The organism is Paenibacillus terricola (assembly GCF_014779765.1).
GTDB classification, from domain to species: domain Bacteria; phylum Bacillota; class Bacilli; order Paenibacillales; family Paenibacillaceae; genus Paenibacillus_T; species Paenibacillus_T terricola.
This window is the reverse complement of record NZ_JACXZA010000004.1, coordinates 150,865-171,897: the sequence shown is the minus strand read 5'-3', so window position 1 is coordinate 171,897 and position 21,033 is coordinate 150,865. Positions and strand designations below refer to the sequence as shown.

Sequence of the window (21,033 nt, the reverse complement as noted above, 5' to 3'; positions counted from 1 at the left end):
TCAAGGCCATCCGCAAACGGATGGCCTTTTTTCTTCTGCTGTTTAACCACGCTTGCGCTTAGATTTATTCGTACCATTTGGTCGGTTTCCGGAGTCGGATAGGCACGCAAATTATTTTTTTGTTTTTGTGTTGACCATATACTGTTTACCTAATATACTGTATCCATAGATAACTGTTTAAGTCATAAACAATAAGGAGTGAATTTCAATGTTCAACGCTGCCCCTACTGCCGGCAAACTAGCTGGTCGTAAAGAATGGATCGCATTATGTATCTTGTGTCTTCCGCTGATGGTCGTATCGATGGATGTCTCTGTCTTATTCTTCGCCGCACCTGCTATCGCTGCCGATCTGCAACCGACGGCTACCGAGCAATTGTGGATTTTCGACGTATACGGGTTTATTCTTGCCGGCCTGTTGCTTACGATGGGTGCCATCGGCGATCGAATCGGACGCCGGCGCCTGCTGATGATTGGCTCGATCGGCTTCGCGTTATGCTCGTTGTTCGCCGCATATGCTCACACCCCCGAAACGCTTATCCTCGCTCGCGGCATTCTAGGAATTGCGGGCTCGACGCTTATGCCATCGACGTTGGCGCTCGTTCGTACGATGTTCCAGGATCAGACGCAGCGGACCAAAGCGATGTCGATCTGGAGCGCCGTTATGGCCAGCGGCGTAACCGTTGGACCGATTATTGGCGGCCTTCTCATTGACTCTTTCTCCTGGGGCGCCGTGTTCCTCATTAATATCCCAGCCATGGCACTGCTGCTGCTCATTGCGCCATTCCTTCTGCCCGAGTCACGCAGCACCGTACGCAATCGAATCGATATGGTCAGCTCAGTTCTCGCGCTCGCAACCATACTCCCTGTCACTTATGGCGTCAAGACGATCGCAGAGGACGGATGGGCGGTCATACCTACTGTGCTGCTCGCAGCCGGCTTGCTCGTCGGAGCTATATTCGTAATCCGCCAACTCACAATCTCCAACCCGCTAATCGATATTCGCACTTTGAAAGACCGCCGGACGGGCGGTTCGATCCTCGTAAACCTGATCGCGACCTTCACGCTCATGGCGAGCGCGTTGATCAACACTCAATTTCTCCAGTCGGTTCTTGGGTACTCTCCGTTCACCGCATCCCTCTGGAGTGTGCTGCCTTCCATCGCCGTCGGCGCAGCAGCTCCATTGGCGGCTAAGCTGTCGTTGACGCACGGAAGACCACGTGTGATGGCCGGCGGCTTCGCTTTATCGGCAATCGGATTCGGCATACTGACCCAGGTTCGTGTAGATGGCTTCTCGCCGCTGCTCATCATGCTTGTCGGAGCCGGATTGGTTGCGGCGGGAATTGTCTCCGTCATGACGCTCGTCACCGATTATGTCATTGGCGTAACGCCAACCGACCGCGCAGGAGCGGTTGGCGGTCTGCTCGAAACGTCCAGCGAGCTTGGCGGCGCATTCGGGATTGCGCTCCTGGGCTGTGTACTCGCGGCGATCTACCGCCATTCCGTCGCACCTCACCTGCCATCGGGGCTTTCGGCTGATGCCGCACAAGCTGCAGAGCAGACCATTGCGGGAGCATCAGCCGCCGCTCGGCATTTGCCTGTAGATACTGCCTTACAGGTGGTCGACGCATCTCGCGATGCCTTCATGACCGCTATGCACTTTACCTGCCTTGTCTCCGGTGTCATCCTGCTGCTGACAACTGCAGTCACAATCGTGCTGCTGCGCGATAGTAAACCAGCTGTCGTTACTGCGTCGTAACACGTAAAAAAAAGGCTTCTCCAAGGTTGATGCCCTTGGAGAAGCCTTTTTGTGCAATCAGAGAAGCCTTACTGATCTATATCAGCTTGCTTCTTCTGATTCAAATATTGTTCAATGCCGTCCAGAATCCGCTCTAGTCCGAAGTCCAAGTCATTGCCAACCGGATTCTCGCCACTGTTCTCTTCGGTGTAGACACCTGACATAATCAAAGGCTGCAGATTCGGGTACTGTTCCTGCGTGACTAGCAGTCGAAGCGCTGCCGTGTAATTGAGTCCGCCGAACTCCCGCTCGCTGGAACCGGCTTGTACAGCGCGATCGATGTCCCTCTGAATCATTCCGCAGGAGCGGGCATATCCGCTTAGCAGCAGCACAAAGGACATTTTCTCATAGTCGTTCAGCGGCATTTCCCTTAACGGCCGCAGCGCCCAGTCGACGATGCGGAGATTGTTAGGCGTGATCGGAATGCCGAAGATCGGAATATCGCCGTACCAGGGATGTTTACGGAAAACGTTAATCGTTCCCATCACGTATTCGCGCAAGCCCTCCCGCCACTCCGAAGCCGGTCGCTCTGGCGGCAGTGGAAAATTGCATGCCTCATCCTGCATGAGAATTAATAGATCGTCTTTGCTTGGAATGTAGCGGTAAAGAGACATCGCTGTGAAGCCCAGCGCCGATGCGATTCGGCCCATTGAAACAGCTGCAAGACCATCCTTATCCGCAATATCGATGGCCGTCTGTACGATCTGCTCGATGCTCATCTCCCGCTTAGGACCGCGCTGCGAGGGCTTCACCAGCCCCCAGCTGAGTGCTGCGCCGGCAGGAAGCGCCTTCGCCGCTTCATCCAGTGTTATATCTTGTTCGCTCATTGTATCCCTCCTGGAGACCCAGTTGTTTCGAGTAAATTGTGTACAATATAAACAGTATATCACGTTTGCATTAAAATCGTGAAGGGAGATTGCCGTCGGCTGATTATTAACGCAGAAACACAGACTTCAGCAGCACGTTTAAGGGCCATCCTTCACGGACGGCCCTCTACATTCTAGTCCTTCATAACCGGCATGCCGCCTCGATGCCCACAAGCCGGGCAAGTGACCACGCGCTCATTCATGACCCCTGTCTTCAGCGAGAATGCAAAAGCCTGCTTCGTCAGCTTGAAGCTGCTGCGGCACATCGGGCAAACAACATGCGTTGTTCGGGTTACGAAATCCACGTACTTATAGACAAGGGCAAAGATCACGCCAATGGGAAGAACGATTTGAATCAAAATGAAAACTGGACTCTGCTGATCCATCGCAAGGAGATCCCCTTTCAATGTCAAATAAACCTGCCTCGGCATATCCCTGCCCACCACCGCTATAGCACCTTCTCCATGACCAGATAAGGAATTTCCCTCATCGGATACTTCACTTCTCCCACTTGCTTATAGTTGGCGCGGCTGTACATATTGACGGCACTAGGGTTACCCTTGTAGACATCCAGCCGGATGCTGCTGCTTCCCTGCTGCTTCGCAAGCGCCTCGGCATATTGCAGGAGCTGCTTGCCGAGCCCTCTGCCTTGATATTCCGGGTGCACGACCAACCGGTGGATACACGACGGCGTTCCGTCCCTGTCGCTCCAAGCGAGACTCTTATATTTGTCGCTTTGGTTCGCATCAACAACGACGGCTGCTACGACGCGGCCATCCATTCGGATCCCGAACATGTTGTGGCGCTTAATATCACTTCCGATAATCCATCGGTTCGGATAGAACCGGTCCCACTGACGAATGCCCCGCCCCTGCAAATCCTTCGTAACGATCCGAAATAAGGACAATACCGACTTCTTGTCTTCGCCATGCAGGACCTGAATTGTCATACCGTAATCCCCTTATGTTCCGTGTTCGCTTTGATTGCTTTCAAGCGTTTGGCCGAATATCTCCGATACACAACCGTCCAGGCAATCGCTGCTCCAATAAACCCATACAAGATGAAATTCGAAGCTGCAAGAAATTGCGCTGTCGTCAACTGGAACACCATGAACGTACGAACTGCCGCTTCAAGGAGCATCATGATGCCCCACACGAAAGTCATTAGCCGCATCACGAACCGGAAGTAGCTGTATGCCCAGTTGTCACCGAAGTCAGGGCTGCCGATGAACCGTTGTGCCAGGTGAAAAATAAGCGGACGCCGGAAAACGAGCGAGCCCAGGAACACAACACCGACAGCACCCGTAATGAGCGATTCCCTTATGAGAAGGATTTTCTCGCTTCCGCCGAGCGCCACCAGCGCCAAGGTTAAGACAAAGGTAAACAGCATCAATGAGCCGAATGCGTCCAGCTTGCGGTTCTTCACAAGATAGAACAGGTTATCGACCAGCGGAATCATCGTCGCGATCGTGAGCGCTGCGATGCTGGACATCGAGTGCGACAGCCAGACGTAGAGCGCCCATGGAATAACCCCGTTCACCAGCAGTGTGAAAATGACATATTTGCGTGTGGACATTATCATTACCTCCCTAAAGTTCGGGCCATGAATTGCATCATATCTTGTGCTGTCATACTGCCCGCATCTTGCTTAATCGTATTCTGAACGCGCATGGCGTAAGTGAATAGGAGCATGCTCTCCGCAGCCTTCACCTTATCGATCGTCGGCGGGATGACGCCGTGCTGCTGGCCGATCTCGATCCATTGCGTGCTTGTGTTCAGCGTATAATCGTATAAGCTATTCATAATTTCCGACACTTTCGGATTATCCATCTGACTGAGCAAATAGATGAAAATCTTGTTCGTAACATCCTCATGACTCGAGGTCTTCGCCATGCCGGCCACAATCACCTGAAGCGGATTCTCAAGACCATTCGTTGCCGGATTGTTCACGGCCTCATGGAACCGATCATTGATCTGTTCAATACGTGATTTCAGCACCAGCCCAAGCAGCTCATCCTTGCCGGTTACATAGTGGTAGATCGCTCCCTTCGACAGTCCCGACCGATTAATAATGTCTTGCAGCGTCGTTTGTCTGCAGCCCTTCTCTCTTACGAGCTCTTCTACTGTATCGAGTATCGTCTGGAAACTTGTATTTATGTTTGTCATGATTCATCCTGCTTTCTCTTGTCGTTGTCACCAAACCGACCGTTGGTATGTTTATGGTTTTAGTTTACAGACCGACAGTCGGTTTGTCAACAGCTGGAACAAAAATTGGGTGTTCGCGGAAAAATGAAGCTGTTCAAGAAACGCGTAACCGTGGAGAAACAGGAAAAAATCGAAGAGGTATTCAGCATTTGAGGAAATTGAAGTACAATCCCTTATGGAACTAAACAACGCAGCCCGCAGAGGAGATTAGCGATGAAGCTTTCGAACAATACGATTCTAATTACAGGCGGTACGTCGGGTATTGGCCTTGGCTTTGCACAGGAATTGTTGAAACGCGGCAATAACGTTATTATTGTAGGTCGTAATCAAGCGATGATTGACGAGGTAACGAAGACGAATCCAGGATTGATCGGTCTCCAAGGGGATGTATCGAATCCCGAATCGGTACGTGCAATTGCTGATTTTGTCCGCAATAACTATCCGGAGACCAACATTCTATTCCACTCCGCGGGCATAATGCGCGAATTCAATCTGCTGGACCCAAGCGCTCTGTTCGAGCAGTCTACGCTTGAGATTGAGACGAATCTGAAAGGAACGATATGGCTGACGCAGGCGCTGTTACCGCAGCTGTCGATGCAGCAGGAAGCGATGATAGTAACGGTAAGCTCCGGCCTATCCTTTGTATCGTCTCCTAACCACCCCGTGTACTCGGCCACCAAAGCAGGTATACATATGTTCACCGACGCCCTTCGAATCCAGCTCAAGAAGTCTAATAAGAATATTCATGTCATGGAGCTCGTTCCCCCGCTCGTATCGGAGACGAAGCTTCAGCCGTCAACGACGGATAACCGCGGCATTCCCGATATGAGCGTGCAGACGCTCGTTAAGCATGGCATGAAAGGAATGGAGCGCAACAAGAAACGAGTCGTTCCCGGTCTGTCCAAATATTTGCGATTCGGGGGCAAGTACTTCCCTGACTTCGTATCGAACGCGATGGCGAAATAGTACGTTACGCGCGCGGGCTGCAGATATGGGGGATATCAGTTGGCAAAAGCGCCCGATCAGATCCGCCTGCTCGATATTTATCAAGCGCTTATGAACAATGCGCTCAGCACGAAGCAGACAGAACCGGACTATACGACCCAGGTACTGTCTCGAATCTTATCGGAGACAGAGAAGGAATTCACGAAAGTTCTGAGCAAATATACGTTAGACGAGCTGTATGAGAGGTAATGTAATAGGAGAGGCAATCAGAAGAGGAGAAACGCCATGTCCATCATTATCTTATTCAGAGGCAAGTCAGCCACGGGGAAAACAACACTGTCTAACGAGCTGGGAAGGAGGCTTCAGCTGCCTGTCCTGCATAAGGATGATCTCTATGACTCCATTGCCAGCCGTGTGACCGAACACGGATCTAGGAATCAGATTTGCTTCGACTTCCTGTACCGTTTTCTTGAGACCATCATCTACACCAAAGCTTCGATCGTATTGGATTTCGGCTTTAATCATATCCGTGATGCACTCAACCTAAAGGATTGGATCGAGTCACGGGGTGGCACGCTCCATGCATTTCAATGCGTATGCAGCGATGATTCCGTCTGGTCGGACAGACTTACGAAGCGAAGCATGCAGCCGCTCCCGAATCAGTTAATTACGAACCTGGCGCAGCTTAAGCAGCATTATCAAGATGCGAATGCCGAGCAGCTTCTTGATGGCGAGATTATTTTGGATACGGTACAGGATACCGAGTCGCTAACTAATCAGGCCCTATCGTTGGTAATGGCACATAGCATGCAGAACAAATAAGGCCATCCGATAAAGGATGGCCTTGGCTTGCTCTTCTATCTCGTTGCTTATGCCGCTGCCGTAACACGGTTACGCCCATCTTTCTTGGATGTATACAAGGCTTCATCGGCTCTGCGCAGAATCGCCTCCAGCGACTCGTGATCGCCAAGCTGCACGACGCCGAAGCTCGACGTGACCGCAATGGCTTGCCCCTTGACATGCATCGCATTGTGCTGCAGCGCCGCTCGAATATTCTCCGCCAGTCGGGCGGCTTCGGGCAGCGCCGCACTTGGCACTGCAATAACGAACTCTTCTCCCCCGTAACGAGCGAATGGCATCTCCGGATCAATGAAACGTTGGCAGACCGACACGATATGGATGAGCGCCTGGTCGCCGGTCTCATGCCCGTACGTATCATTGATTTGCTTGAAGTGGTCGATGTCAAACAGAATTAGCGAGACTGGTCCTCTGTTCGTATCCTCCAACAGTGCCCTGCCTTCCTCGAGAAACTGCGTCCGGTTATAGATGCCGGTCAATCCATCGTAATAGGCCAGCTTCTTCAACTGCTCCTGCAGCATGCGCTGCTCCGTCACATCAATCAGCATTAACAGCATGCCGATCGCATCGCCTCTCTTATTCGTAACTAAGGAAGACCTCACTTGATAACTGGAGACTCCCTCCGCAGTTGGCCAGTGCACTTCTTCCTCCAAGCCGTCCATAGAGACATCATCAGGGAAAGCCTTTCCCGTTAGTTGAGGCCACATATCATCCAAGCTTGTCCCGATTACACCGCTGTGCAGGAAAGGAATCATTCCTTTAACCGCCTGATTGTAATCGATGATCCGCCGATTGGCATCCAGCACGATAACGCCTTCCCGCATGCTTTCGAAGATACTCTCCTTAGCGATTGGCACAATCGTAAGCAGACGACTCGCTGCGATGGACCAAATAAACAGGGACGCGGTCACGCACATCGTGATCGGTACCGGATCCATGCCGTACGGTGTAAGCCCGAGAAGGTAGACGAAAGCAGCTGACATCGGCAGCAGCTGCGAAATAATGAGCGTCGCCAACTGGAACCGATACGCCTTCTTCGTGCTTCTCCATCTTCTGATTAGCAGCACTGTAGCTGTAAACAAGCTGCCGAACGTGTAGGCGCCATGCACGATATACCATTGTCCGATCGACACGTCCGCCATCGGCGTCGGGGCATCCGCCCGTAGATACATCGCTTTGTAGAATAGGTGATGGTAATCGTTCGTCAACACCATGAGGAAACTAATGAAAGGGATCACGCACATCAGCAAGCCCGTCCGAAGGGAAACGGTTTTGCCGATATACTTCAGGATGACGATCAAGCCAAGCACGGCTGCAAAAGGCATGCCGGCGTATTCCACCATCGTCCAATGCTTAATTTGCTCAAGCGTATTGCTTGCCAGTTCAAACGCGTGGCCGAAAACATAAATACATTGCGTAAAGGTGAACAACATGAACGTATAGGCGAACGGAGTCTGTTTTCTTTTGACAAAAGAATAAATAAATAATACTAAAATCAATACACCCGACGTTGTAACAAGGGAAATATACGCTGTAAGCTGCGGATTCGCCATTCGTTGTCTCCAATAATGTGCGGTTTTGACACCATTCTACAGCATATAACGACATACATAAATAGGATAACCATTGGATAAAATATGATGTTAAGCCTGCAGCTGCAATACAAAACCCCGACCGCATATCGCGTGTCGGGGTCACTCATGAATCCTATAAGGGCTGTATGCAAACTTAGCTATCCCTGCTAACCGTTTTACTTCGTAATCAAATCCTCAATCGAGTTAATGTCCATATAGGACGGAACCACAAGACCAAGCTTCGTTCCGACCAAGTTCGCACCCAAGTCCTCGAACTGTCCTTGGTACTTATCGTAGTAATCCTGGTGCGTAGTCGGCAGCCAAGCCGCTACCATCGCATCCGCACTGCTGTTGGCGATGCCTGCCCACATCGGGCCCGCTTCCACCTGCAGCATCTCGACCTTGTAACCAAGACGCTGCTCGAGCACCTGCTTCACGACGTTCGTGCTCGCAATCTCCGAATCCCAAGCCACAAACGCAAGCTTCAGCTTCTTGCCGGATTCCTTCGGAAGATCCTTCACCCATGCATCAACCTTATCGGCATTCGCCTCTACCCACTGTGCAGCGGCTTCCTCTGGTTTCGTACCGTCTACAACCGCGTTCATGACGACAGCCATCTCGTCCGGCGTCCATTCGAAGCGGTCGAGCATTGCATAGGCAGAAGGTGCATCCTCCTTCAATCCATTGCGAACAACCGTATGAATCTCCTCGTCTTGGCCGTAAGAGCCCTTCGGATCCTCAAGATATTTCAAGTCATATTTGGCAAACATCCAGTGCGGCGTCCAGCCCGTAACGATGATAGGCTCTTCATTCTTGTAGGCTTTATCAAGCGCGGCAGCCATTGCTGCACTCGAACCCTCGACCAGCTTCCAGTCAGATAGACCGTAATCCGTCATCGCCTTCTCTGTCTGCTTCATCAGGCCGGCGCCCGGATCGATCCCGACGATCTTGTGTTTCACCTGGTCCCCGACTGTGCCTCCGCTCGCGTCGCTGCTTCCGCTCGAGCACCCGGTTATTGCGATAGCACCCGTTAACCCTACGACCAATAACAGCTTCGAAGCGTGTTTAAACATTCGACCCTCTCCTATTCTTTCTCACGATATTTTGTGTCATACGGTCCAGCACAATCGCCAGCACGACGATTGCAAGTCCCGCTTCAAACCCTTCGCCTGTCTTAATCTGCGTCACCGCGCCATATACATCGGCGCCGACACCTTGCGCACCGATCATCGATGCGATAACGACCATCGACAACGACAGCATGATCGTCTGATTGATGCCTGTCATAATGGATGGCATCGCCAACGGAATCTGCAGCTTGAACAGCTTCTGTCTGCTCGTTGAACCGAAGGCATCCGCGGCCTCCACCAGATCCTCCGGCACTTGGCGAATCCCCAAGTTCGTCAGTCGGATCGTTGGCGGCACCGCGAAGATGACCGAGGCAATAACGCCCGGTACAACGCCAAGGCCGAAGAACGTAACGGCCGGAATCAAATACACGAATGCTGGCATGGTCTGCATGAAGTCAAGCAGCGGCGTTACGATGCCCCTCACTCGATCGCTCTGTGCCGAACCGATGCCAAGCGGCACGCCGATGACGATCGAGAGGATCGCCGAGGTCAGCACGAGCGCCAGCGTATCGATCGTGTGCTCCCACAAGCCAAGATTATCGATTAACAGCAGTCCAACCGCTGTGAATGCTGCAAATTTCCACTTGCCGAGATAATAGCCAAGCGCTGCGGCTAAGACGATGAATACAAGCGCCGGCAGCCAGTGGAAGGTGTTGGCGATGCCGTTCACGATCCCCTCAATAATTAAGGAGATGACATGAAACAACGGCTTCAAGCCCGTCTCCAGCGCGTCAACAATATTCTCTACCCACTTATCAAGAGGAAGCTTAGACATTAGCGCTCACCCCTTCCGTCAATGCGGCTATCGGTTCGGCAGGCTGATCAGCCCGTTGATCCGGATTGCCTGCGAGCGCGCCAAGCACCGCACCACGTACAATTACGCCCATAAGCCGATTATTGCTGTTCACGACGGCAACCGGATGCTTGGATGTACTGCAGATGTCGAACAGCTGATACAGCAGCTTGTCTTTGTCCACTACGGCAACGTCGTGGATGACAATGTCCGCAAGCGTCTTGCCCTCTCGAACGGCTGCGGAAGCATCCTCCGCCGTAATAACACCCATCAACCTGCGGCCACGGTCAACAACAAACAAATTCGAGATGCCGCTCTCCCGCATCAACTGGAGGGCAACGCGCGGACCGCGGTCAAGCGTAATCGTCTCCGGACGGCGCATGACGGAGGCTGCCGTCAGCACCTTCGACAGGTCGACATCTTCGACGAACCGCTCGACGTATTCGTTAGCCGGATTCATCATGACCTCTTCCGGTGTGCCGACCTGTACGACACTGCCGTCCTTCATGAGTAGGATCCGGTCGCCGATGCGCAGCGCTTCATCCAGATCATGTGTAATGAAGATAATGGTCTTCTTCATCTTATCTTGCAGCTCCAGCAGCTCATCCTGCATCTCCTTGCGGATCAACGGATCAAGCGCACTGAACGCTTCGTCCATAAGCAGAATATCCGGGTCATTCGCCAGCGCTCTGGCGAGTCCAACCCGCTGCTGCATGCCGCCGCTCAGCTGAGACGGCAGGCTGTCTGCATAATCGCCAAGCCCGACGAGCGTAAGCGACTCGATCGCTTTCTTCCTGCGTACCGCCTTATCTACGCCTTGTACTTCAAGGCCATATTCCACGTTCTCAGCCACCGTTCGGTGCGGGAACAACGCAAACTTTTGGAACACCATACTGATCTGTTTCTGGCGCACCTTGATCAGACCTTCCTTATTCATCTTCACAATGTCCTTGCCATGTATGGAGATGCTCCCGCGAGTCGGCTCAATAAGCCGGTTAAGCATCCTCACGAGCGTCGATTTGCCGCTGCCTGAGAGGCCCATTATTACGAAGATTTCACCTGCATTAACGGAGAAACTGACGTTGTTCACGCCAACCGTATGTTTTCTCTCGCGATAGATCTTCTCTTTATTCCACCCGTCATCCATTAGGCGGAGAATTGATTCTGGATCGTTACCAAACACTTTGGTGACTTGATTCACCTCTATGATAGCCATCCAGCTCACCCCTTCCTTTGCATGATCGCACTTTCTTCCCTATAAGTGTAAAAAGTTTTGTTGTCCAGTGTCAACAATGCTAACCGTTGTAACAGTACGTACAGTTATTTCTGTACGAAGTATACTCCCGAATGCTCCCGTTTCCTCTCTTTTTCCATCCAACTGGTTTCTTTACAAGGCCGAGATTGTTCTTTACAATTACGAATATACAAAGGTCAGGTGAATGAAGATGGAGCGCAGAGGCGGTCTCAGCCCTGAACAGGAGCTGGCTTTGCTTAAGACGCGGAAGAAAGTGATTGAAGCGGTTGGCAACAATATGGATCTGTATGGCATCACGCCATCGACGGGACATCTGTACGGACTCATGTTTTTTCAAAATAAACCGATGACGCTCGACGATATGAGACAAGCGATGGAGATGAGCAAGACCAGCATGAGCACCGGCGTGCGAACGCTCGTCGACCTCAAAATGGTGAACAAGGTGTGGGAGAAAGGCTCCCGCAAAGACCTGTACGAGGTCGAGCACGACTGGTACCAGACCTTCGCTGATTTCTTCTCGATTAAGTGGCGGAAAGCGGCGGAAATTAATTTACATGCGCTCCGCAAATCGAGATTCGAGCTGCTGGCGCTTGTCGAGCAGTACCCCGGCGACGAGGAGCTGGAGCAGCAGGTACAGCTTGATCTTGCTAAGATCGAAGAAGCAATCCGGTATTATCAATGGCTCATTCGTCTTATCGAAACGCTCGAATCGCAAGAAATTTTCAAGCTTGTGCCGAAGGATAATGGCTAGCTGACGTAGGAAAGCCCCGACCCGCTAATGGTTAGCGAATCGGGGCTTTCGTGTTCTTAGTGAATGATACAAGTGAATAACACAGAGGGACCTTCGCCAATGGCAGAGGCCCCTCTCTTCTATATAAATATGAATTAAATTAGTTCCAAATCTCTTCTGCAATCTCCTTGATCCAAGCAAGCTTGCGCCATTGCTGCTCCTCCGTCAGGTGGTTGCCTTCCTCCGTCGAAGCGAAGCCGCATTGCGGGCTGAGGCAAATTCGGTTCAAATCCACGTATTGTGATGCTTCCTCAATGCGCTTCAGAATGTCTTCTTTGCTCTCCAGCTCACCGAATTTCGAGGAGAACAAGCCAAGCACGACCTGCTGATCGTCTTTCAGGAAGCGAAGCGGCTTAAAGTCGCCCGCACGGTCCGTGTCATACTCAAGATAGAAACCCGCATAGTTATCGATGCCGAGCAGCGTCTGCGCGATCGGCTCGTAGCCGCCGCCAACGCCGGCATAAGTCGAAACATAGTTGCCTCGGCACACATGGGTCGTAACGACAAGATCTTCCGGCAGGTCTGCGATGACGGCCGCATTCAGCTTCGCGAACTCGTTCGCGTAATCCGCAAGATTGACGCCGATCTGTGCCATGAATGCGGAGAATTGCTCGTCGCACAGCGCGCCCCACGTGCAGTCGTCGATCTGAATGCTGCGGCAGCCCGCTTCGTACAGGGCGAGAATCGCTCCCCGGTAAGCCTGCGTAATGTCCGCAAGCAACTCTTCGCGGTTCGGATAAATCGTCCTCGTGCTTTCCTGATTCTCTGTGCGATCCAGCTCGAACAGGAACTGCGCAGCCGCAGGAATCGTTTGGCGTGCAACAATATCATCGCCTGCAGCAGCTTTCAGGAATGTATAGTGCGCGACGAAAGGATGACTGCTGAATTTGATTTTGCCCGTCAGGGATGCGGTCTCCGGTCTCGATTGCGCCCCGTTGAACTGGTAGCCTTGGTCGATGATCGTCCGCTCTACCCCGTCGAAACCCCAGAAGAAGTCCAGATGCCACCAAGAGCGGCGGAACTCGCCGTCCGTTACAGCCTGTAAGCCAACTTCCTTCTGCTTCTGTACAAGCTTCACGATCTCGGCGTTCTCCACTTCCGTAAGCTGCGCTGCCGTAATTTCGCCATTTTGGTACTTGGATCGAGCCTCTTTCAATGCGCTTGGGCGCAGGAAGCTGCCCACGATATCATATCGAAAAGGAGTAACGGTACGTTTGTTAGCTTTGGTCTGTGTGCTCATATTCATTCTCCTCGTTTCATCTATTAGGTACGAGTAAATATAGCACGGGCGGGCGGCTATTCCGTCATACGGATAAACGATGGAGGGCTATAAGTTATACCTATACCTAGCATGACAATGGCTGGGGCTTGCGAATAAACTTCCAAAGTTTAAGTATGTTTTAAGAACTTCCATTCCTGCGGGCATGCTATAGTGAACATAAATAAATGGTTAATCTGTCGCTCAGGAGGAAATTGCAGTGTCCAGAAGAACGATCATGCTCGTCGACGACGAGAAAGAAATCATTAAACTGATGGAGATATATTTGCAAAATGAAGGCTATATCCTGCTGAAGGCATCTGACGGGGTAGAAGCGCTTGAAATTCTAGAAAAGCATTCCGTCGATCTCATTATTATGGACGTCATGATGCCGCGAATGGACGGTATGGAGGCCTGCATGAAGATACGCGAGACCCGTGAGCTGCCTATCATCCTTCTATCCGCCAAGAATCAGGATATCGACAAAATATCGGGATTAAGTCTGGGAGCCGACGACTATGTGACGAAGCCGTTCAATCCGCTTGAGTTGATCGCTCGCGTCAAATCGCACCTGCGACGCTATAAGCAATTCGGCCGATCCCCTAATGCGGACAATACGTTGATCGAGATCGATGACTTAAGCATCAACATTGCTACTCATAAAGTTACGATAGACGGCGAAGAAGTGAAGCTGACGCCCCGCGAATTCGCTATTCTGCAACTGATGGCTTCCAATCGCGGCATCGTATTCAGCATGGATCGAATCTACCAGGAGGTGTGGAACGAGCCGTTCATGGAATCCAGAAACACCGTAATGGTTCACATCCGCAAACTGCGGGAGAAGATCGAGCCGGATCCGCGAGCGCCACGCTATATTAAGACTGTCTGGGGCATCGGCTACAAAATCGACCCCGATTAATTCGCCTGTGGAAGGAAACATGCGCGTATGAACCCACTTACATACAAATGGTTGAAGTCCGTTCGCTGGAAGTTCTTCGGCGCCACGCTGGGCAGCATCCTGCTAACCACCCTGATCCTGTATGGCTGCTATTTACTCGCTCAGTATCTGATTCAGATCAAACTGCTGAGCAGCCCTCTCAAAATCATCGTCAACCGCATCGGCTCCGCTCCTGTCCTTGTCATCATCGGCATCAGCTCTCTATGCCTGTTCTACAATTTCTTCAGCCGCAATACGATTCGCCGCCTGGAAGAGCTGGACAAGGCATTGCTCAACTTAGAGAACGGTAATTTCAATGTCGAGACTTTAACGCCGTCTCAGGACGAGATCGGTCAGGCGGCAGCCAGCCTGGACCGATTAGCCGGGCAATTAAAGCAGTATTCCAACCGCATCGCGGAGGGCGTGAACGAGGTCGCTTCCGGCCGTCTCGACTACCGGTTCGATTCGGATCAGTCTTATGGGGAGCTGACGCGCATCACCGAAAGCATTAACCGAATGGCGGAGCAGCTTGACCGTTCGATGCAGGATGAGCGCCTTGCCGAGAAGACGAAGAATGACCTTATCACCGGCGTGTCCCACGATTTGCGCACCCCGCTCACTTCTATCCTCGGTTTCCTAGAGGTCATTGAACAAGACCGCTATCGGGATGAAGTGGAATTGCGCCACTATAGCAATATCGCCTATGTCAAAGCGCGCGCGCTCAAAAGACTGATTGACGATCTGTTCGAATACACCCGCATCGGCAGCGGCATGCCGCTCGCCATAGAAGAACTCGACCTAACGGGACTGCTGCAGCAGCTTGTGGAAGAATTCGTTCCTCTGCTAGACCAAGCGTCTATGTCTTATCGGCTCGATGCACCGGATGACCCTCTCCTGATTGAAGCCGACGGCGGTCTGCTGGTGCGCGCTTTCGAGAACCTGCTGACCAACGCCATCCGTTATGGCAGCAGCGGCAAATACTTGGATATCGAGATCGAACAGGAAGGCGAAGCCGCTATTGTCCGGGTTATGAACTACGGCGAGCCTATTCCGCCCAGTGATCTGCCATTTATATTCGACCGCTTCTACCGCGGGGATCGTTCGCGTTCCAGCGGCGGCACAGGGCTTGGTCTTGCTATCGTCAAAAGCATCGCGGAAGTTCACGAAGGCAAAGTATCCGTGCGCAGCGGGCGCATTCGCACCGTGTTCGAGATTACACTGCCTATAAGGCAGCCTTCAGCAAATCGTTAACAAAAGTTAAGGATTTGATAAGCTTTTCAGAAGCATGGCATTAAGAACCCTCCTCTATAATCGCTATTGATAAGATAAGAGGAGGAATGCCTTATGAGTTGGTTACTGCTTCTCGTGAACGTTATTTTATTGACTGCTGGTCAAGTTACTTGGAAGAAGGCCATTCAAGTGCAGGGCGGGCTAACGGTACGCAACCTTCCTGAGCTGCTCATGTCTCCCCTCTTTCTAGCAGGCGGCATCTACTACGCAGCGGCAGCGTTAACCTGTCTCTATGTGCTATCCCACCTCCCGCTATAGGTAAAATCTATGGCCCTGAATAGTTTTTAAGTGTTTCTCTATGGCTGCTTATCGCCCCTATACTGAAGCCAATACATGACAGGGAGCGATTGACATTGAAAACATCAATCATCGGTTATCCACGCGTTGGAGCGCTTAGAGAGCTTAAATTTGCATCGGAGAAATATTTTAAGGGCACGGGCACGCTCGAACAGCTGAACCAAACGGCGGCTGAGCTTAGAGCATCGCACTGGAAGCTGCAAAAGGCTCAAGGCATTGATTACATCCCTTCGAACGACTTCTCGTTCTACGACGGCCTGCTCGACACAGCTTGCCTGTTCAACATCATCCCTGAGCGTTACCGCGTGCTTGGTCTGAGCCCGCTGGAGACTTACTTCGCAATGGCGCGCGGCTATCAGGGCGAACACGGCGACGTTAAAGCATTGGCGATGAAAAAATGGTTCAACACGAACTATCACTACATGACGCCTGAAATCGAAGATTCTGCCGACATTCGTCTGGCAGGAACGAAGCTGTTCGACGAATTCAACGAGGCGAAACAGCTCGGCATCACGACGAAGCCTGTGCTCGTTGGTCCATTCACGCTGCTGAAGCTTGCGAAATTCACTGGCTCCAAGCAAGCGAAGGACTTCGTCGGCGCACTTGTTGAAGGTTATAAAGCAGTACTTGCGCAGCTCAACACATTGGGCGCTGAATGGGTGCAGCTGGACGAGCCAGCACTCGTTACGGACCTGTCCCATGAGGAAATCGCGTTATTCGCCGAGCTCCATTCCCAAATCCTTGCGGCGAAAGGCAATGTGAAAGTACTTGTTCAAACGTACTTCGGCGATGTTCGCGACTGCTATCAAGCGCTTCAATCCCTGCCTTTCGACGGTATCGGCCTCGACTTCGTTGAAGGTACGCAAACGCTGGCGCTTCTGAAACAATTCGGATTCCAGCAAGGTAAAGTATTGTTTGCTGGCGTTATTAACGGCAAGAACATTTGGAAAAACCAATATAAGAAGACGCTATCGCTTATCCAAGAGATTGGTCAGCATGCAGCACAAGTCGTGACCGGTCCATCCTGCTCGCTGCTTCACGTTCCTTACACGCTGAAGAACGAGACGAAGCTGCCTGAGACGACGAAGAACTATTTTGCATTCGCGGAAGAAAAGCTGCAGGAGCTTGCCGAACTCAAAGCAATCACGGCGCTTGAATATACGAAGTCTTCACCGCTGTATATAGCGAACGACAAACTGTTCAGCGGATCGCGATTTGCAGGCGATGCATCCGTACAAGCAAGAGCAGCTGCGCTGACAGACGCTGATTTCACGAGACTGCCTGCATTCGCAGAGCGTGAGCAAATTCAACGGGACAAGTTCAAGCTGCCGCTGCTGCCAACGACGACAATCGGCTCCTTCCCGCAAACGGCTGACGTTCGTGCGAACCGCGCTTCGTTCAAGAAGGGCGCGATTAGCGAAGAGCAGTACAAGCAGTTCAACTTTGATAAAATCGCTCAATGCATCGCACAGCAGGAAGAGATCGGCCTTGACGTCCTCGTTCATGGTGAATATGAGCGCAATGACATGGTTGAATATTTCGGCGAAAGCCTCGACGGCTTCGTCTTCACGCAGAACGCTTGGGTACAATCGTACGGCACGCGCTGCGTTAAGCCTCCAATCATCTGGGGCGATATCCGTCGCTCGAAGCCAATGACGGTTGAATATTCGGCTTATGCGAACAGCCTGACGAGCAAGCCTGTTAAAGGCATGCTGACGGGTCCTGTAACGATTCTGAACTGGTCGTTCACTCGCGAAGACATCAGCTTGAAGGACAGCGCCCTGCAAATCGCACTTGCGATCCGCGACGAAGTTCTGGATCTTGAAGCAAACCAAATCGAGATCATTCAGATCGACGAAGCTGCACTGCGCGAGAAGCTGCCGCTTCGCCAATCGGATTGGCAGAGTGAATACCTGAGCTGGGCGATTCCTGCCTTCAGACTTACGCACAGCGGCGTTCAAGCGGATACGCAAGTTCACACGCATATGTGCTACAGCCAATTCAGCGATATCATTCGCGATATTGACGCGATGGATGCTGACGTCATTACGTTCGAAGCTTCGCGCTCGGACCTGTCGATTATCGATTCCATCAATGCGTGCGGCTTTAAGACAGAAGTTGGCCCAGGCGTGTACGACATTCACTCCCCGCGCGTACCAAGCGTAGATGAGCTGAAGCAAGGTCTTGGCCGTATGCTGGATAAGATCGACCCTGCTAAGCTGTGGGTGAACCCTGACTGCGGTCTCAAGACGCGTGGCGAAGCTGAAACATGGGCAAGCTTGAAACATCTGATCCAAGCAGCTCAAGAGGTTCGTGCAACGCTTTAATGGATAGACAGCGTTAACCACAAGAAACCCGCCTTGGCGACAAGGCGGGTTTCTATATGCTTAATTTAATTGTCATCTTGTATGAATTCTAGATATCGATGACTCCACATCTTTTCATAGAAACAAATCGTGTCCTCTGCAGACATAAATGAGTTATTTAAAGTGGAGGTCGCATTTTTAACCATAAGGTTATGATAACCCAATCCATGAGCGAATTTAATCGTAGCATCCATGCAATATTCCGTTTGGGCGCCGCAGAATTCTATACGCTGCACATTTAATTGATCTAAGACTTCTTGCAAGTTCGTTTTGTAAAAAGAGTTTGCATGTATTTTTCTAATCAACAAATCTTGCGCTTGAACATCGAGCTCAGCATGAATCGCCCATGGTTCCTCTCCAGGCACTAAATCCTCATCGCAGTGTTGAACGAAAATAATAGGTTTATTCAGCTTTCTGTACAAGGAGATTCTTTCATTTGTCTTAGCGAGTAGCTTGTCTAATCCAAATAGATGCTCGTTGTCGTAACATACGCCATTCTGCAAATCGATGATGATCAAAACATCCGCGCAAGTTTCCATCATTTCCACCTCATTATCTATCTTAAACTTTATCATTTAATTATATCATCCTAATTAATAGACTAACCTGCCCGTTCGCATGATGTTTTCATCCAGTTTTTCACTATACAAAAAGAAGACGGGCTCACTTGAGCCCATCCTCTTCGTTGATGACGGAATGTCCAAAATCCTTAATAACGCTTCTGAGCTTCTGCACATACGCGGTCGCCAGCTGGCTCAAGCTCGCCTTCTGATTCGTAATATAGCCAACCTGCATCTTCTCTTCCGTCCGTAGACGGACGGACTTAATCTGCTCGCCGTTGAGATCCTTATTGAGCACGCCCGAGCTGATGGTATACCCATTCAGTCCGATAAGCGTGTTGAACAGTGTCGCTCGGTCGCTCACAAGTATCTTCTTCTTGTACGTCCGTGTGCTGAGCATTTCCTCTGAGAAGTAGAAGGAGTTATAATCGCCCTGCTCGAACGCCAGGCAAGGATAATCGTCAAGCTCCTCGATATCCACCTCGTCCCGATCGGCAAGCGGATGCTCCGAGCTGATGAACACATGGGCATCTGCCTGGAACAGCGGATGGAATCGCAGATGATTCTCGCTGAGCAGCTTCTGAATGACCTTCCGATTGAAATCGTTCAGATACAGAATTCCGACCTCGCTCCGCAAATTACGAACATCTTCGATAATCTCGTACGTCCGCGTCTCGCGCAGCGTACACTCGTATTCGTCCATATTCATCTCTTTCAGCAAACTGACGAACGCCTGAACCGCGAACGCATAGTGCTGGGTGGAGATCGAGAATAACTTCTTGGACGGCTTCTGGTTCGTGTACCGCTGCTCGAGGAGCTCCGCCTGTTCCACTACCTGCCGGGCATAGGATAGAAACTCTGCCCCGTCATTCGATAACACGATCCCCTTCGGCGATCGCAGGAAGATCTCGATCCCGAACTCCTGCTCGATCTCCTTCACCGCACTGGACAAGCTGGGCTGCGAAATAAAAAGCTTCTTGGCCGCTTCGCTAATCGAACCGCAGCTCACGATCGTTAGAATGTATCTTAATTGCTGCAATGTCACCGGCAATGAACCCTCCTTTCCATACCTTTACAACCATAATAAAAATTAATAGTTGGAGATGCTCGAGAATGGTTTACCCCTTGGCGAGCAACCTCTCCATGAACATCTGAACAGACATCGTTGCTACCTGATCCCTTGTTCGAATGAGCGAGAAGTTCCTCTCGAATCGGACTCCTTCGATTGGAATCTCGATAATCTCGCCTGCCTCTAACTCGCGCTGTACGACGAGGCGGGAGAGAATCGCAATGCCTAATCCGGCGGACACGGCTTCCTTCACGCCCTGACTGCTGTTAAACACATACGAGCGTTTCACATCGAGGCCAGCCTGTTCAATGAACTGGTCGCTAAAGGCCCGTGTGCCGGAGCCGCTTTCGCGAACGACCCACACCTGGTGATGAAGGGCGTCCGTCTTTATTAGCTTCAATGATGCAAGCGGATGTCCAGCCGCCGCTACCAGAATCATCTCGTCCCTCATATACGGCGTGATGATGAGGTCGGTCGCATGGACCTCTCCCTCCACCAGACCCAGATCAAGTTCGCTCTCGCGAATGCTCTGGATGATGGCTTCCGTGTTCCCGATGGTCAAGTCCATCTCCACTTGCGGATACTGCTCCGCAAACGATGCAAGCAGACGCGGCAGCACATACTCGCCTATCGTGAAGCTCGCCCCGATATGCAAGGAGCCTGTCACCATATCATGAAGGCGGTAAATATCCTGCTTCGCCGCCTCATACAACGCCAATATATCCTTTGCGCGCTGATACAAAATCTCTCCCGCTTCCGTCAGCTTCACAAGCTTCGGGGACCGAATCATCAGCTTCGTGCCGAATTCATTCTCCAGATTGCGGATATGCAGACTCACGCCCGGCTGCGACAAATTCAACAGCTCAGCCGCCCGGGAGAAATTGCGCTGTTCGGCTGTCGTAACGAATACGCGCATGGTTTCCACGATCATGGACATTCCTCCCTTATTACCACTATTGTAACCCCATTGATCAGCAGCAACAACTCAATCATAAGTATTCCTAATGATAGAGATAGCAGATCGGTATTTCTCCTTCGAGCCATAA

21 protein-coding genes and 1 pseudogene are annotated in these 21,033 nt (G+C 51.4%); 9 read left to right on the top strand and 13 right to left on the bottom strand.

The window, feature by feature from the left end:
* Positions 1 to 208 precede the first annotated feature (208 nt).
* Entirely contained in the window at positions 209 to 1,756 is a 1,548-nt protein-coding gene (locus H8B09_RS16850) for an MFS transporter (RefSeq protein ID WP_191204719.1), read from the top strand.
* Between the two features lie 68 nt (positions 1,757 to 1,824).
* Here the strand turns inward: H8B09_RS16850 and H8B09_RS16845 are convergent, their stop codons facing one another.
* The 5 genes from H8B09_RS16845 to H8B09_RS16825 all read right to left on the bottom strand — a co-directional run bounded on the left by H8B09_RS16845 (position 1,825) and on the right by H8B09_RS16825 (position 4,826).
* The gene (locus H8B09_RS16845; RefSeq protein ID WP_191204718.1) at positions 1,825 to 2,622 is read right to left on the bottom strand and encodes a TetR/AcrR family transcriptional regulator; all 798 of its coding nucleotides are present in this window, start codon (positions 2,620 to 2,622) and stop codon (positions 1,825 to 1,827) included.
* Between the two features lie 173 nt (positions 2,623 to 2,795).
* Positions 2,796 to 3,047, bottom strand: a complete 252-nt coding sequence (locus H8B09_RS16840) for a hypothetical protein (RefSeq protein ID WP_191204717.1) — start codon at positions 3,045 to 3,047, stop codon at positions 2,796 to 2,798.
* Between the two features lie 62 nt (positions 3,048 to 3,109).
* On the bottom strand, positions 3,110 to 3,610 hold the full coding sequence (locus H8B09_RS16835) for a GNAT family N-acetyltransferase (RefSeq protein WP_191204716.1): 501 nt from the start codon (positions 3,608 to 3,610) through the stop codon (positions 3,110 to 3,112).
* The gene (locus H8B09_RS16830; RefSeq protein ID WP_191204715.1) at positions 3,607 to 4,236 is read right to left on the bottom strand and encodes a VC0807 family protein; all 630 of its coding nucleotides are present in this window, start codon (positions 4,234 to 4,236) and stop codon (positions 3,607 to 3,609) included. Before H8B09_RS16830 ends, H8B09_RS16835 begins: the two co-directional genes overlap by 4 nt.
* A gap of 5 nt (positions 4,237 to 4,241) precedes the next feature.
* A complete protein-coding gene (locus tag H8B09_RS16825; RefSeq protein WP_191204714.1) occupies positions 4,242 to 4,826 on the bottom strand; it encodes a TetR/AcrR family transcriptional regulator in 585 nt (194 codons plus the stop codon).
* 252 nt (positions 4,827 to 5,078) lie between these two features.
* Between H8B09_RS16825 and H8B09_RS16820 the strand changes: the two genes are divergently transcribed.
* The 3 genes and pseudogenes from H8B09_RS16820 (at position 5,079) to H8B09_RS16810 (ending at position 6,632) form a co-directional block, all read left to right on the top strand.
* The gene (locus H8B09_RS16820; protein WP_191204713.1) at positions 5,079 to 5,831 is read left to right on the top strand and encodes an SDR family oxidoreductase; all 753 of its coding nucleotides are present in this window, start codon (positions 5,079 to 5,081) and stop codon (positions 5,829 to 5,831) included.
* Positions 5,832 to 5,867: 36 nt separating this feature from the next.
* A pseudogene (locus tag H8B09_RS16815) lies at positions 5,868 to 6,059 on the top strand (Rrf2 family transcriptional regulator); the annotation flags it as partial.
* A 36-nt stretch (positions 6,060 to 6,095) separates the two neighbouring features.
* Positions 6,096 to 6,632, top strand: a complete 537-nt coding sequence (locus H8B09_RS16810; protein WP_191204711.1) for a P-loop nucleotide/nucleoside kinase family protein — start codon at positions 6,096 to 6,098, stop codon at positions 6,630 to 6,632.
* Positions 6,633 to 6,679: 47 nt separating this feature from the next.
* Here H8B09_RS16810 and H8B09_RS16805 read toward each other — a convergent pair whose 3' ends face one another.
* From H8B09_RS16805 to H8B09_RS16790, 4 genes are all read right to left on the bottom strand, one after another.
* On the bottom strand, positions 6,680 to 8,221 hold the full coding sequence (locus tag H8B09_RS16805) for a histidine kinase N-terminal 7TM domain-containing diguanylate cyclase (RefSeq protein ID WP_191204710.1): 1,542 nt from the start codon (positions 8,219 to 8,221) through the stop codon (positions 6,680 to 6,682).
* A gap of 197 nt (positions 8,222 to 8,418) precedes the next feature.
* A complete protein-coding gene (locus H8B09_RS16800; RefSeq protein WP_191204709.1) occupies positions 8,419 to 9,315 on the bottom strand; it encodes a glycine betaine ABC transporter substrate-binding protein in 897 nt (298 codons plus the stop codon).
* On the bottom strand, positions 9,308 to 10,147 hold the full coding sequence (locus tag H8B09_RS16795) for an ABC transporter permease (RefSeq protein ID WP_191204708.1): 840 nt from the start codon (positions 10,145 to 10,147) through the stop codon (positions 9,308 to 9,310). Before H8B09_RS16795 ends, H8B09_RS16800 begins: the two co-directional genes overlap by 8 nt.
* On the bottom strand, positions 10,140 to 11,381 hold the full coding sequence (locus H8B09_RS16790; protein WP_191204707.1) for a quaternary amine ABC transporter ATP-binding protein: 1,242 nt from the start codon (positions 11,379 to 11,381) through the stop codon (positions 10,140 to 10,142). The genes H8B09_RS16795 and H8B09_RS16790 overlap by 8 nt, the downstream gene beginning before the upstream one ends.
* Before the next feature lie 229 nt (positions 11,382 to 11,610).
* Between H8B09_RS16790 and H8B09_RS16785 the strand changes: the two genes are divergently transcribed.
* Complete coding sequence (locus H8B09_RS16785) at positions 11,611 to 12,171, top strand: GbsR/MarR family transcriptional regulator (RefSeq protein ID WP_224753695.1); 561 nt, start codon at positions 11,611 to 11,613, stop codon at positions 12,169 to 12,171.
* A gap of 139 nt (positions 12,172 to 12,310) precedes the next feature.
* On the opposite strand, the gene H8B09_RS16780 is transcribed toward H8B09_RS16785, so the two are convergent.
* On the bottom strand, positions 12,311 to 13,450 hold the full coding sequence (locus H8B09_RS16780) for a 5-methyltetrahydropteroyltriglutamate--homocysteine S-methyltransferase (protein WP_191204705.1): 1,140 nt from the start codon (positions 13,448 to 13,450) through the stop codon (positions 12,311 to 12,313).
* 256 nt (positions 13,451 to 13,706) lie between these two features.
* On the opposite strand from H8B09_RS16780, the gene H8B09_RS16775 reads away from it, so the two are divergent.
* From H8B09_RS16775 to metE, 4 genes are all read left to right on the top strand, one after another.
* Entirely contained in the window at positions 13,707 to 14,387 is a 681-nt protein-coding gene (locus H8B09_RS16775; RefSeq protein WP_224753738.1) for a response regulator transcription factor, read from the top strand.
* A 27-nt stretch (positions 14,388 to 14,414) separates the two neighbouring features.
* A complete protein-coding gene (locus H8B09_RS16770) occupies positions 14,415 to 15,656 on the top strand; it encodes a sensor histidine kinase (RefSeq protein WP_191204703.1) in 1,242 nt (413 codons plus the stop codon).
* Between the two features lie 93 nt (positions 15,657 to 15,749).
* Positions 15,750 to 15,953, top strand: a complete 204-nt coding sequence (locus H8B09_RS16765) for a hypothetical protein (RefSeq protein ID WP_191204702.1) — start codon at positions 15,750 to 15,752, stop codon at positions 15,951 to 15,953.
* 95 nt (positions 15,954 to 16,048) lie between these two features.
* A complete protein-coding gene (gene metE / locus H8B09_RS16760) occupies positions 16,049 to 18,319 on the top strand; it encodes a 5-methyltetrahydropteroyltriglutamate--homocysteine S-methyltransferase (protein WP_191204701.1) in 2,271 nt (756 codons plus the stop codon).
* Between the two features lie 65 nt (positions 18,320 to 18,384).
* Here the strand turns inward: metE and H8B09_RS16755 are convergent, their stop codons facing one another.
* The 3 genes from H8B09_RS16755 to H8B09_RS16745 form a co-directional block, all read right to left on the bottom strand.
* Complete coding sequence (locus H8B09_RS16755) at positions 18,385 to 18,897, bottom strand: cysteine hydrolase family protein (protein WP_191205145.1); 513 nt, start codon at positions 18,895 to 18,897, stop codon at positions 18,385 to 18,387.
* A gap of 124 nt (positions 18,898 to 19,021) precedes the next feature.
* Positions 19,022 to 19,963: a LysR family transcriptional regulator gene (locus tag H8B09_RS16750; protein WP_191204700.1), complete on the bottom strand. Its 942-nt coding sequence runs from the start codon at positions 19,961 to 19,963 to the stop codon at positions 19,022 to 19,024.
* A 73-nt stretch (positions 19,964 to 20,036) separates the two neighbouring features.
* Positions 20,037 to 20,918 (bottom strand): LysR family transcriptional regulator, encoded by an 882-nt coding sequence (locus tag H8B09_RS16745; protein WP_191204699.1) that lies wholly within the window; start codon positions 20,916 to 20,918, stop codon positions 20,037 to 20,039.
* Positions 20,919 to 21,033 lie beyond the last annotated feature (115 nt).